Origin of the sequence: Demequina sediminis (assembly GCF_030296675.1) — a bacterium.
GTDB classification, from domain to species: domain Bacteria; phylum Actinomycetota; class Actinomycetes; order Actinomycetales; family Demequinaceae; genus Demequina; species Demequina sediminis.
Genome location: NZ_AP027736.1, coordinates 2,109,397 through 2,121,065 on the forward strand (window position 1 = coordinate 2,109,397; position 11,669 = coordinate 2,121,065).

General features: G+C 71.7%; 9 protein-coding genes and 1 pseudogene. 6 read left to right on the forward strand and 4 right to left on the reverse strand.

The window, feature by feature from the left end; translation table 11 throughout:
* The first annotated feature begins 118 nt into the window (after nucleotides 1-118).
* From QUE44_RS10795 to QUE44_RS10805, 3 genes and pseudogenes are all read left to right on the forward strand, one after another.
* Nucleotides 119-1,429 carry a hypothetical protein gene (locus QUE44_RS10795; RefSeq protein ID WP_286214531.1) on the forward strand — a complete coding sequence of 437 codons (1,311 nt, stop codon included), beginning with the start codon at nucleotides 119-121 and terminating at the stop codon, nucleotides 1,427-1,429.
* A gap of 145 nt (nucleotides 1,430-1,574) precedes the next feature.
* Nucleotides 1,575-2,135, forward strand: coding sequence for a PadR family transcriptional regulator (locus tag QUE44_RS10800; RefSeq protein WP_425557966.1), 561 nt, complete (start codon nucleotides 1,575-1,577; stop codon nucleotides 2,133-2,135).
* A gap of 38 nt (nucleotides 2,136-2,173) precedes the next feature.
* Nucleotides 2,174-3,838 (forward strand): annotated as a pseudogene (locus tag QUE44_RS10805) (ABC1 kinase family protein); the annotation flags it as partial.
* Nucleotides 3,839-3,874: 36 nt separating this feature from the next.
* On the opposite strand, the gene QUE44_RS10810 reads toward QUE44_RS10805, so the two are convergent.
* Complete coding sequence (locus tag QUE44_RS10810) at nucleotides 3,875-6,295, reverse strand: lysylphosphatidylglycerol synthase transmembrane domain-containing protein (RefSeq protein ID WP_286214532.1); 2,421 nt, start codon at nucleotides 6,293-6,295, stop codon at nucleotides 3,875-3,877.
* Between the two features lie 92 nt (nucleotides 6,296-6,387).
* Complete coding sequence (locus tag QUE44_RS10815; RefSeq protein WP_286216755.1) at nucleotides 6,388-7,170, reverse strand: CPBP family intramembrane glutamic endopeptidase; 783 nt, start codon at nucleotides 7,168-7,170, stop codon at nucleotides 6,388-6,390.
* A 59-nt stretch (nucleotides 7,171-7,229) separates the two neighbouring features.
* Between QUE44_RS10815 and QUE44_RS10820 the strand changes: the two genes are divergently transcribed.
* A complete protein-coding gene (locus QUE44_RS10820; RefSeq protein ID WP_286214533.1) occupies nucleotides 7,230-7,940 on the forward strand; it encodes an MOSC domain-containing protein in 711 nt (236 codons plus the stop codon).
* A gap of 216 nt (nucleotides 7,941-8,156) precedes the next feature.
* Here the strand turns inward: QUE44_RS10820 and purB are convergent, their stop codons facing one another.
* Nucleotides 8,157-9,563 (reverse strand): adenylosuccinate lyase, encoded by a 1,407-nt coding sequence (gene purB / locus QUE44_RS10825; protein WP_286214534.1) that lies wholly within the window; start codon nucleotides 9,561-9,563, stop codon nucleotides 8,157-8,159.
* A 109-nt stretch (nucleotides 9,564-9,672) separates the two neighbouring features.
* Here purB and QUE44_RS10830 point away from each other — a divergent pair, with 109 nt between their 5' ends.
* Nucleotides 9,673-9,912 (forward strand): hypothetical protein, encoded by a 240-nt coding sequence (locus QUE44_RS10830; RefSeq protein WP_286214535.1) that lies wholly within the window; start codon nucleotides 9,673-9,675, stop codon nucleotides 9,910-9,912.
* Nucleotides 9,909-11,246: a lipase family protein gene (locus QUE44_RS10835; RefSeq protein WP_286214536.1), complete on the forward strand. Its 1,338-nt coding sequence runs from the start codon at nucleotides 9,909-9,911 to the stop codon at nucleotides 11,244-11,246. Before QUE44_RS10830 ends, QUE44_RS10835 begins: the two co-directional genes overlap by 4 nt.
* Nucleotides 11,247-11,273: 27 nt before the next feature.
* On the opposite strand, the gene QUE44_RS10840 is transcribed toward QUE44_RS10835, so the two are convergent.
* A complete protein-coding gene (locus QUE44_RS10840; protein WP_286214537.1) occupies nucleotides 11,274-11,663 on the reverse strand; it encodes a phage holin family protein in 390 nt (129 codons plus the stop codon).
* Between the last annotated feature and the right edge of the window lie 6 nt (nucleotides 11,664-11,669).

Sequence of the window (11,669 nt, forward strand, 5' to 3'; positions counted from 1 at the left end):
ATAATCGTTCTCGTTATCCGGTAGGGTCACGCTGTGCGCCGATCAGGAGGCGCCGCCGGGAGCGATCCCGGACTCCCCGTTCACGGAAAGGCGGGCCCTCGACGGGCCTTGGTACCCGATGTCCTTCTCACGCTCCGCGCGACGCGCCACCACGGCCGGCGTCGCGGCCCTGTCTCTTCTCGCACTGACCGCGTGCGCCTCAACCGAGGCCGGCGAGTCCTCCCTCAGCGCCTCGCCAAGCGCCAGCGACGACCACGACGACCACGCCCACGAGGCCGCCCAGGCGACGGAGGCGACGGCCGCGACCCCGCGCATCGTCCTCACGTATGACGGCGGGCTGGTCGTGCTCGACGCGAACTCGCTCGAGACCGAGGCGACCCTCGAGCTTCCCGGCTTCAATCGCATCAGTTCCGTGGGCGACGGGCGTCACGTCGCGGTGTCGACCACTGGCGGCTGGGCGATCGTCGACGCCGGCACCTGGACGCAGGCGCACGGCGATCACGCGCACCACTTCACGTCCGAGCCCGCGCTCCACGAGGTGATCCTCGAGGCGGAGGAGCCTGGTCACGTGGTTCCGCACGACGGCCTCACGGCCTTCTTCGACGATGGCACCGGCCAGATCACCGTGGTCGAGACCAGCGAGTGGGCGGACATGGTCGAGCACGAGCACCTCCACCCGATCCGCGAGTACACCACCGCCGAGGCGCACCACGGCGTCGCGGTCGCGACGGAGTCGGGCGAGCTGCTCGTGACGATCGGCGACGCGGACGGGCGCACTGGCGCGATGCTCCTCGATGAGGACGATGCCGTCATCGCGTCGAGCGAGGAGTGCCCGGGCGTGCACGGCGAGACGGCCTTCACGGGCGCGTCGGGCGAGGCCTACTTCGTGACCGGCTGCGAGGACGGCGCCCTGGTGTTCCACGGCGAGCACGTTCACAAGGTGGCAGCGCCCGACGCGTTCGGGCGGATCGGCAACGCGTTCGCTGTCGAGGGCTCCGACGTGGTCCTCACCGACTACAAGACGGATCCCGAGGGCGGTATCGGCCTCACGCAGGTGACGCTGCTGGACGTGGCGAGCGAGTCGCTCACCGTGATCGACGCGTTCCCGGGAGCGGATGCGCAGTACACGTGGCGCGGGCTGGCCCGCGGCGCGGACGGCGAGGCCCTGGTGCTCGGCACGGACGGGGCGCTGCGCGTGCTCGACCCCGCGACGGGCGACGTGGTGCGCGCCATTGACGTGATCGACGGCTGGGAGATCCCCGAGGAGTGGCAGACCGCCCACCCGGCGCTCACGGTGCTCGCTGGCATGGCCTACGTGACGGAGCCGGCGACCGGCGAGGTGCACATCGTCGACTACGCGGGCGGCGAGGTGTGGAAGTCCGTCGAGGTGGGTGTCGAGATGAACGAGATGGTCGGCGTGACCGGCTAACGGTTGCGAGAGCGGAAGCGGCCGAGCCTCGACAGGCTCGGCCGCTTCTGCGCGCGCCGCTGCCCCCTCTTGCGCCACCGCCCCTCGGCGTGTGACGATAGCGATGTATCGTTCAGTATCGTTCGCGATACATCCGAAGGAGGTCATCATGGGTGAGTTTCGTACCGGAGGGCACGGCGGCCGTGGCTTTGGCACGCTGCCGTCGGCCGACGAGATGTGGGAGGCGATGGACCAGCTGCGCTCGGGCTTCGAGAAGCGCGTCGGGTCGCGCATGGGGCGCGGTGACGTGAGGGCCGCGGTCCTGTCTCTCCTCTCCGAGCAGCCGATGCACGGCTACCAGGTGATTCGCGAGATCGAGTCCCGCACGGGCGGGCGCTGGAAGCCCAGCGCCGGGTCGATCTACCCGACGCTGCAGCTGCTGGCCGACGAGGGCCTGGTGGTCGCGGAGACCGCTCAGGACCGCAAGATCTACTCGCTCACCGAGGACGGCCGCGCCGAGGCCGCGAAGTCCGCGGCTCACGTGCCGTGGTCGGACACCGCGACCCACGAGGGAACGGGCCGTGGAGCGCTGCCCAAGGCGGGCATCGACCTCGCGCAGGCCGTGTCTCAGGTCGCGCGCACCGGCACCGCGGAGCAGCAGGCGAAGGCCGTCGAGGTGCTGGACGCCGCGCGACGTAGCATGTACTCGATCCTCGCTCAGGAGTGACGCCAGTCGATCAGGTCCGGCGGGGGCAAGGAGGATCGATGCCCGACGTCGCCCACGGTCGCGCCCGCTACCGCCGCATCCTGCGTTTTGCCGCCTGGCACCTCGCGGTGACGTGGTGGTACGAGATCGTGCTGCCGAGCATCGGCCTGTCGCGCATCGCGGAGCGCACGCGCAACGGACGGATGAAGACCTTCGCGCGCCGCTTCCGCCACCTCGCCGTGGACCTGGGCGGGCTGATGATCAAGCTCGGCCAGTTCATGTCCTCGCGACTCGACGTGCTGCCGCCGGAGATCACCAAGGAGCTCGAGGACCTGCAGGACGAGGTCCCGCCCGTGCCCTTCGATGCGATCCGCGCGCTCGCGGAGGCCGAGCTGGGCGTGCCGCTCGAGCAGGTCTACGCGTCGATCGATGAGGTCCCTGTGGCCGCCGCGTCGCTGGGCCAGGCATACCGGGCGCGCCTGGGAGAGCACGACTCCGCCGAGGCCGGCTTTGCGGACGTGGTGGTCAAGGTGCAGCGCCCGGGGATCCGCGACATCGTGGACGTCGACCTCGCCGCGCTGCGGAAGGTGGGCGGGTGGCTGAGCCGCGTGCGGCTCGTCAATCGCCGCGTCGACATGCCCGCCCTGGTCGAGGAGTTCGCGCAGACCAGCCTCGAGGAGATCGACTATCTCCACGAGGGGGTCAACTCCGAGCGCTTCGCGGCCAACTTCGCCGACGAGCCGCGCGTGCGAGTCCCCGCCGTGGTGTGGGAGCGCACCACGCGGCAGGTGCTCACGCTTGAGGACGTCACCGCGATCAAGATCACGGATCACGCGGGCCTTCGCGAGGCCGGCATCGACCCCGCCGACGTCGCGAACGCCTTCGCCGCGGTCATGTTCGATCAGCTCTTCCTCCACGGCTTCTTCCATGCTGACCCCCACCCGGGCAACCTCTTTGTCACCCCGGGCGAGGCCGGCATCGGCGCCCCGGACTGGACCCTCACCTTCATCGACTTCGGGATGATGGGAGAGGTCCCCTCCCAGCTGCGCGGCACTTTGCGTTCGCTGGTGATCGCGGCGGCGACGCGGGACGGTCGCGGCATGGTGGGCGCGATGCGCGAGGCGGGCGTTCTCCTGCCCTCGGCGGACACGGTCGAGCTTGAGCGGGTGATGACCCAGGTCTTCGCGCGCTTTGGCGGGATGGGTTTCGCGGAGCTGCGCGAGGTCGACCCGCGCGAGTTCCGCGACTTCGCGCTCGAGTTCAGCGACGTGATGCTGACGCTGCCGTTCCAGCTCCCCGAGAACTTCCTGCTCATCATGCGTGCGGTGTCGCTGACCTCGGGCGTGTGCAGCGCGCTGGACCCGGCGTACAACCTGTGGGATTCGGTCGAGCCCTACGCGCAGAAGCTGTTGCGCAGCGAGGGCGGCAATCTCATGGGCGACGTCGCGCGCGAGGCGGTCGAGGTCGCCCAGATCGCGTGGCGCCTGCCCAAGCGGCTCGACGGAGTGCTCGATCGCGTCGAGGACGGCAGTCTCGCGGTGACGTCGCCACGCGTCGAGGCGGCGATCGCGCGCGTGGATCGGACGGGCAGGCGGCTGGTGGCCGCGGTCCTGTTCGCCGGCTTGCTCATCGCGGGCGCGGTTCTGCGGGGGGACGATGCCGGGCTGGGCAACGTGCTCATGGTCGCCTCCGCGGTGCCCGGGTTGCTCGCGGTGCTGGGGGGCGGCGGATCGGGTAGGTGGGTTGGCGGGGGCAGTTGCCTACAACTCCCCGGTCCGCTCCAGGTACTTCATAGCCACGTAGCCCAGCGGAATCCGCAGCCAGTACGTCAGCAGGCGGTACACGAGCACGACGGACAGCGCGAGCGCATAGGGCAGCCCGGCACCCGTGAGGCCGGTCGTGAGCGCGAGCTCCACGGCGCCCAAACCACCCGGAGTCGGCACGGCGGCACCCACCGCGTTGCCCACGAAGAACAGCACCGCGAGGTCGATCAGCGGCAGTTCGCGCCCGAAGGCCGACAGCGACGCGTGGAAGGCTCCCACGAATCCGATCGTCAGCAGCAGGTTGCCGCCCAGCCCCAGCGCGAGGCGCCACGGCTGCCCGATCACCTGGGTGAGGCGCGGCCAGGTCTGGCGGATCGTGGGCATGATGCGCCGCTTCGCCCACGCGCGTAGGCGCGGCACGGACAGCGCGGCGGCCGCGACCAGAGCCACCACCGCGAGACCGATCAGCACGGACGTGCTCGGCAGCGCCGCGAGCACTCCCTGCGAGCCCGAGCCGAGCGTGAGCACCACGAGTCCCACGATGGTCACGACCACGGAACTCACCTGCACCAGGGCGACGGTCGCGACCGCGAGCGGCGTCTGCACCTTGCGCTTGGTGAGCAGGCGCAGGTTGAGCGCCGCGGGACCCACGCCGGCGGGCACCGCGACCGAGATGTACGCGGCCGCCACCTGCGTGAGCAGCACGCGCGAGAACGGGATGCGAACCGGGCTGAACGCCGCCAGCGCGAGCGCCGCGCCCACGAACGTAAGCAGCGCCCAACCGAATCCCACGAGCAGCCACCACGGATTCGCCTGCTGGACCGCCTCGAGGAATTGCTGCGTGTTGAACTTCACGGCCACAAACCCGACCGCGAAGATGCCCAGGCCCAGCGTCGCGATGGTGCGCCACCCGAAGCGCGTGATGTTCTCGCTCGAGACCTCGGCGTCCGGCGACCGCTCGAGGATCTGCTCGCGCACCGCCTCGAGCACCTTGGGGTGCTCGCTCGCCTTGAGTGCGGCGCGGGTTCCGGCCGGGAGGACGATGCCCTGGAGGAGTGGGGCGGCCTGCTCCACCTGGGAGGGGCCCAGGCTGCGGAACGCGGACTCGACGGCGCGCTCGGGGCCCACCTTCGCGGCGGTGAGCGCGAGCACCTGGGCGACGTCGATCCGCTGCGCGAGCACGCTCGTGGCCACCTCGCCCATCTCCCACGAGGTCAGCCAGATCGTCGGCTCGTCGAGCGGAGAGTCCACGCCCACGAGGACGGTGTCCGCGTCGAGGCGACGGTGCGAGATTCCCGCGCGGTGCGCGCGGCCGACCTCGGCCCACACCGCGTCCAAGAGGTCGTCGCCGACCTCGTCGTCCGGGACATCGGCGAAGGGTCGCGCGGCGGGAGGGCGTTGATAGACCAGCAGCATCGTGTCGCGGATCTGACCCATCCCGAGCACCCGGCTGGTGCGCACCCCGGCGACCCGCGCCGCGTGCGACACGAGCGCCGTCGCCTCCGCACTCTGGCGCAGCGAGACGTCGGCGCGCGTGTCGATCCCGCGCAGCCGCAGCGAGGTCCACAGCCTCGAGGCGAATCCTGCCGCCTGCTGGTCGCCGTCGAGAGCGACCACCAACAGGTGGTGCTGCTGCACGGTGGTGAGCGCGTACACGCGGCCCTCGCGGGTGCGCGCGAGCGCCGCGGTGACCGCGTCGAGCTCGGGCTGCGTGGTCAGGTGGCTCATGTCCGCGCGCACCAGCGTGCGCGGCTCGAAGCCCGCGCGGCGCAGGCCCTCGACCAGCGCCTCGCCATACGCGCGGTCGGCGGTGGACCCCACCCAGTAGCGCAGCGAGAGCCCCGCGATCCGTCCCAGCAGGACGGTGAGCAACGCCGCGGGGATCGTGACCACGCCAAAGATGACCGCGATCGCCAAGGCGAACCACAGGACGTTCCAGGACACCGAGAGCGAGCGGCGCGTCGACCGCCGACCCGCGGCGGTGAGCAGAGCGGCGATGGCCGCGACGTACGCGGGCAGCTGCAGCGTCTCCCACCCGCGCGGCGTGAGGCTGTCCTGGAGCTCGGGCGTGCCCCACTCGAGCAGCACCAGCGCGACGATCAGCGTGAGGATCACCGCGATCATCGCGGCACCGAGCGCCTCGATGATGCGGCGCGGCTCGCGGCGCACCAGCAGGTCGATGATCATGATCGTCGGGATCACCACGGACAGGATCCCCGTGAAGATGTTGACCGGCGCCACGAGTAGTCGCTGCAGCAGCGGCGAGATCGAGGCGATGTCCTGCGTCAGGCCCTCGGTGGTGCCGAGCGCGAACTCCGCGATGAGCAGCACCAGCACGATTCCCAGGCCCGTTGCGAGCAGCGCGATGACGTCGGTGAAGCGACGCACCCTGGTCTCGGGCTCATCGACGATCCGCACGGGGCGCGCCGTCGCGCGTCACGGGTGCGTCGGCGGCCATGCGGAGAGTCTACGGGCGAGGCGGGCGTGCGGCCCCAGCGGACGAGCGCCGGTCACGCGACACCCAGCGCGTCGAGCCACTCGGCCGGCACCACCTCGGGCCCGATGAAGGCGACCGCGTCGAGGGTCCAGTGCGCGAGCACCAGCGGCGCTAGCCGCCCGCGCCTCACGAACACCCAGCCGAACACCAGTCCCATCACCACGTTCCCGAGCGCCATCGGCCAGCCCTGGTAGAGGTGATAGGCGCCACGGATGAGCGCCGCGATGATGATCGCCGTCCACGGCGAGCGGCCCAGGTCGCGCAGTCGCGTCACCACGAAGCCCACGACCACGAACTCCTCAAGCACCCCCGCCGCCGCGGCGGACAGCAGCAGGATCGTGGCGGCCCACCACATCTCGGGAAGCCCCGAGGTGTCGATGCGCACGGTCTGACCCAGGGCGCGCGACACGGCGTACAACGCGAGACCCGGTAGCCCAATCATCGCGGCGAGCGCGACGCCCCACCCGGCATCGTTCCACCACGCGCGCGCGGGCCCCACGAGCCCCAGCCGCGCGCGCCACGACGCGCCGTGCTGGCTCAGCAGGTACAGCGCGAGCACCACCGGCATGAGCGAGAAGCCGATCCTCAGGATCTGGATGATCAGGTCGATCACGTCGACCTGGGACTGGCTGGGGTTGAGCGTGGTGGTCTGTCCGCCGATCGGTGTGGGCTGGAGGTAGCGCTCCACGAGTCGCACCGCGGAGTACACCGCGCTCTGACCCAGCGACATCCCCAGGAGGATCCAGAGTTCGGCGCGCATCCGCGGTCGCGTGGGCAGTGCGGCGGCGGTCTCCATGGTCACGCCACTCTAACGACCCTTCCCGCGCCCCCGGTTCCCGCCCCTACCCTGGCGTCATGCGCATCGTCTCCCTCCGCCGCTATCCCGTGAAGGCCATGGGCGGTGAGCCGCTCGACCGCGCCGCCGTCGACGCGCGCGGCCTCACGGGCGACCGCGCGTTCGGGGTGGTCGACGCGGAGGGCTGGCTCGCGGCCGGCAAGCGCACGCGCCGCTTCCGCCGCCACGACGAGGTCTTCGGGTACGCGGCGAGCACGGTGGACGATGCCGTGGTGGTCTCGCGCGACGGCCTCGCCTGGCGCGTGGGCGACGCGGCGTTGGACGCCGACCTCAGCGCGGCGATGGGAGAGCCGATGCGCGTGCTCGCTGAGCGCGACAGCGAGCACTCGTTCTACGACGCGAGCCCCGTGTCGCTCGTGGGCACCGCGACGCTCGACTGGTGCCGCGCGGAGCTGGGCGTCGACGCGGACCCCCGGCGCCTGCGCGTCAACGTCGTGGTCGAGACCGAGGAGCCCTTCGTCGAGGAGGGCTGGATCGGGAGCGAGGTGGTGCTGGGTGCGGTGGACGACGTGGGTGGCGTACGACTGCGGGTCACCGCGCGCAACGAGCGCTGCCGCGTGATCGACCTTGCTCAGGATGGCGTCGAGGAGACCGCGCGCTGGCTCAAGCCGCTCGGCGAGCGCCGCGATGCGTGCATCGCCGTGTACGCGCATGTGGTGGCGCCGGGAGAGCTGCGCGTGGGCGATCCGGTCCGCGTCGACCCGCTGTAGTCGCGGCTCCGTGCTCGCGGCTCCGCCACACGGATTCGCGGCTCCGCCACACGCGGCTCGGCGTGTCGCCGGCGTGTCGGGGGCTGAGGCCCCCGATTGGGTGCGAAGAGAGCGCTGCTGTGTGGCGGAGCCGCGAAAGTGTTCGGTGGCGGAGCCGCGAAAGTGTTCGGTGGCGGAGCCGCGAGAGTGCTCGGTGGTGAAGGTGACCGGGGCGACTCAGCCCAGGAAGCGGTCCACCAGCTCCTCCGCGAGCCCCACGTAGCCGCCCGGCGTGAGGGCGCTCAGCCGCGCCGCCGTCTCAGACGGCAGCGGCAACCCGTCCACAAAGGACTGAATGGCCGCGGCATCAATGGACTGCCCGCGCGTGAGCTCCTTGAGCCGCTCGTAGGGGTTCTCCATCCCGGGCACGCCGGCGATCGCCGCGGCGCGCATCGCGGACTGGATCGGCTCCGCGAGGACCTCCCACGACGCGTCGAGGTCGGCCGCGAGCGCGGCCTCGTTGACGGACAGGGTCGTGAGCCCGCGGCGCACGTTGTCGATCGCGAGCAGCGAGTGACCGAACGCGAGCCCGATGTTGCGCTGCGAGCTCGAGTCCGTGAGGTCGCGCTGGAGTCGCGACGTCACCAGGGTCGCGCCGAGCGTGTCGAACAGCGCCGCCGAGATCTCGAGGTTCGCCTCCGCATTCTCGAAGCGGATGGGGTTGATCTTGTGAGGCATCGCGCTCGACCCGATCGAGCCCTTGGCCGCGGCCTGCGCGAAGTAGCCCAGCGACACGTACGTCCACACGTCGGTCGCGAGGTTGTGCAGGATGCGTCCGAACCGCGCGACGTCGGCGTAGAGCTCCGCCTGCCAGTCGTGGCTCTCGATCTGGGTCGTCAGCGGGTTCCACGTGAGGCCCAGGCCCTCGACGAAGGTGCGCGACACCTCGATCCAGTCGGTGCCGGGCACGGCCGCGGTGTGCGCGCCGAACGTGCCGGTCGCGCCGTTGATCTTGCCCAGGTACTCCTGCGCCTCGACGCGGCGCACCTGACGGCCCAGGCGGTGAGCGAGCACCGCGAACTCCTTGCCCAGCGTCGTGGGGGTCGCGGTCTGGCCGTGCGTGCGCGAGAGCATCGGGATGGCCTTCGCGGCGCGCGCGAGGTCCGCTACGTCCGCCACGAGCGACCGGGCCGCGGGCAGCCACACGTCCTCGACCGCTCCCTTGACCATGAGTGCGTAGGAGAGGTTGTTGATGTCCTCCGAGGTGCACGCGAAGTGCACGAGCTCGCTCAGCGGCTCGAGGGAGGTCCCCTCGATGCGGCGCTTGATGTAGTACTCGACCGCCTTGACGTCGTGGACCGTGACCTTCTCGATCTCGGCGTGCTCGGCGATGCCCGCCGCGTCGAATCCCGCGGGGATGCCACGCAACAGCGCGGTCTCGTCGGCGGTGAGCGGGCGCACACCCGGCACGGCACCGGTCTCGCACAGGTGGATGAACCACTCGACCTCGACGTGCAGGCGCATGCGGTTGAGCGCGGGCTCGGACAGGTGGTCGACCAGCGGCGCCACGGCGCCTCGGTAGCGGCCGTCGAGGGGGCCGAGCGCGATCGCGGGCTCGAGGGAGGCGAGTGTCGTCCAGTTCACGCGCACATTCTTCCACGGCCGTTATCCCCAGGCCGCGGGACGATGCCCGCCCTCCCCAGGCGCCGCCCCTCGCCCTCGCGCGTCGCGGCCCCGCGCCTAGCGTCGACGCATGGAGCACGTCACGGCGCTGATCGAGCAGGCGAGCGAGTCCCTGCGTGTCGCGCAGGCTCGGCTCACGGCGGCGCGTCGCGCGGACTGGACCGGGCTTGCTGCCGAGGGCTACCGCGCTGGCCTGGCGGAGTGCGCCGCGCGCGTCGCGACGCTCGAGCGGGAGGCGGAGTCGCTCGCCCATCTCGCGAGGGCGACTCCCGCGCGGGTGCCCGGCGGGGAAGGCTGGCCTCCCCGGTGACCGAGGACTACGCCTGGTCGCACGGCGGCCGGGGCGGCACGACCGCGGTGCTCGAGGACCTCGATCGCGCCACGGGAGTGCTGTCAGCCGCCGCCGCGGAGGTGGACCAGGCGGCGCGGGCGCTCGCGGTCGCCGCTCACGTGGCGGCATGGCAGTCCGAGACCGCACCCCTCGCGGGTGACCTCGCACGCGACGCCGCTGGCACCGCGACCGAGGCGGACCGCCTGCGGCAGCTGTCGACCGCGCTGCGCGTCGCCGCCGCGGCCTACCTCACCGCCGAGTGCACCGCGCGCGACGGTCTTGCGTGGACCACGCGAGTGGGAGAGGCGGCGGCGGACTACGTCGGTACCGTTACGTGGGCCCACCGCGTGGCGAACGGAGTTGCCCAGGCAGTCGGTCCGGCGGGGTTGGGCATGATCGTGATGGGGCGCAATCCGCTCGACCTGGTGACCGGACAAGGGACCCCGCCGGTGTCCGCATGGGTCAATCGCGACTCCGCAGAGGCCGCCACGCGGGCCGTGGGTGAGCGCTTCGACGCCGTCGCGCGCACCCTCGCGGCGGCCCTGGCGGAGGCCGAGGCGACCGAGGAGCGCTTCGCGGTGGCACGCATCACCGGGCGGTGGGAGGGCGAGTCTCCCGAGGGCGTCGCGGATCTCATCGCGCGGCTGTCGTGGCTTAATGCGCAGGGCGGCGGCACGGTCGCGATCGAGACCGTCGAGACCGCGCAGGGTCGGCGCCACCTGGTCTACGTTCCGGGCACGCAGGACTGGGGCGTCACGGATCCGAACCCCGCCGACCTCCAGGCCAACCTCGCCTCCATCACGGGCGACGCCTCCGACGCGGCGCGCTCCGTGGCGAGCGCGATGCACTCTCACGGGATCGCGCCGGACGAGCCCGTCCTCATCGCCGGGCACAGCCAGGGCGGCATGATCGCGGTGGTGGCCGCGACCGCGCTCGCGGACCGGTACGCGATCACCCACGTGGTGACCGCGGGTGCGCCCACGGGGCGCCTCACGCTGCCGCGCACGGTCGAGGCCCTTCACCTCGAGAACACGCGCGATCCGGTCCCCGGCCTCGATGCGCGCGCGAACCCGGACGTGCCCCACCGCGTCACCGTCTCGCAGGACCGCAGGCGCGCCCAGGGACCCGGACGCCCCGACGGCTCGCGGACCCTCGCACAGTCTCACGGGCTCCCGGGCTACGCGGCAACGGCGCGCACGGTGGACCGAGGGCTGAGCGCCTCGACGCGCGCATGGGTGGGCGGCGCGAGCGGATTCCTCGAGGGAGGGCCCACGCAAGTGACCACCTACCGCCCGCTGACGGTCCCCAAGTAGGGGAGGGACACGGAGGCTCGGGCGGCGCTAGTCGCGGCGCGCGCCCGGCACCACGGCGGACAGGATCGCGGTGATGATGCTGATGATGAGCGCCGCGAGGAGCGTGATCCAGAAGCCGCCAATCGTGAGCTCCGCCCAGGGCACGAGCGTGGTGAGCCAGGCGCTCAGCCACAGCATGAACCAGCTCACGACCAGCGAGAACAGGCCCAGCGTGAGGATCTTGAAGGGCAGCGCGAGGAGGTCGATCACCGGCTTGACCAGGAAGTTGGCGGCGGTGATGACCGCGCCGATGAGCAGGAACACCCCGATCCTGGTCCACGTGTCGGTCTCGCCGCCGTCGACCACCACGTCGAGCGGGAGCAGCGTGACGATCCAGACCGCGACGGCGGTGATGGCGGAGACGATGACGAAGCGCATGGCCGT

Excerpts from the sequence above, each read along its gene's own strand:
- QUE44_RS10815 (WP_286216755.1), bottom strand. The coding sequence starts at position 7,170 with ATGGAGACCGCCGCCGCACTGCCCACGCGACCGCGGATGCGCGCCGAA.
- QUE44_RS10795 (WP_286214531.1), top strand. The coding sequence starts at position 119 with ATGTCCTTCTCACGCTCCGCGCGACGCGCCACCACGGCCGGCGTCGCG.
- QUE44_RS10820 (WP_286214533.1), top strand. The coding sequence starts at position 7,230 with ATGCGCATCGTCTCCCTCCGCCGCTATCCCGTGAAGGCCATGGGCGGT.
- QUE44_RS10840 (WP_286214537.1), bottom strand. The coding sequence starts at position 11,663 with ATGCGCTTCGTCATCGTCTCCGCCATCACCGCCGTCGCGGTCTGGATC.
- QUE44_RS10830 (WP_286214535.1), top strand. The coding sequence starts at position 9,673 with ATGGAGCACGTCACGGCGCTGATCGAGCAGGCGAGCGAGTCCCTGCGT.